Annotated in this window: 1 protein-coding gene; it reads right to left on the reverse strand. The window is 68.1% G+C overall.

Annotation, left to right across the window (positions count from 1 at the left end; all coding sequences use genetic code 11):
* A partial coding sequence (locus FM051_RS50050; RefSeq protein ID WP_238413280.1) for a helix-turn-helix domain-containing protein occupies positions 1–594 on the reverse strand: 594 nt, incomplete at its 3' end.
* Positions 595–626 lie beyond the last annotated feature (32 nt).

A 626-nucleotide genomic window follows, 5' to 3' on the forward strand; every position in this document is an offset into this window, starting at 1 on the left:
CCGGTTCTTGGTTTTCTTGATGTGGCCGTAGAGCTTGTCCGCGGCCAGGTCGTAGGCGGCGAACAGGTGCCGGACCCCGTGCGGGCGGGTGTAGGTCGCCCGCCGCCGGGGTCTGGGCCCGCGGTCGGGGTCCTTGTGCCTGCCGCCGCGTTCGGCCCACTGCCGGCCGGGATGGGGCTGGAGGTTGAGCGGCCCGAACTCGTCCAGGCAGAACACCACCTCCGGTTCACCCGCCTCGGGCACGACCTCGCCGTCGGCGATCGCGTACAGGTGTTCCACCCGCGCCTTCTTCGCCTCGTAGTCCGGGTCGCGGGAGGTCTTCCAGGTCTTCACGCGTTGAAAGGTGACGCCTTCCTCGCGGAGCAGGATGCGCAGGCCCTCGTGGCTGATGTCGTCGACCACCCCCTCGGCGACCAGGAAGTCGGCCAGTTTGGCCAGGCTCCAGGTCGAGAACGGCAGGCCGTGCTCGACCGGCCTGGACTTGGCGATCTTCTTGATCTCGCGGCGCTCGGGCAGCGTGAACGTCTTCGGCCGGCCGCCCTTGTACTTCGGATACAGCGAGTCGAAACCGTCGGCGTTGAAATTGTGGATCACGTCCCGGACCCGGTCCGCGCTGGTGAACGTCA

The organism is Saccharothrix deserti (genome assembly GCF_009769385.1).
Lineage (GTDB): Bacteria > Actinomycetota > Actinomycetes > Mycobacteriales > Pseudonocardiaceae > Actinosynnema > Actinosynnema deserti.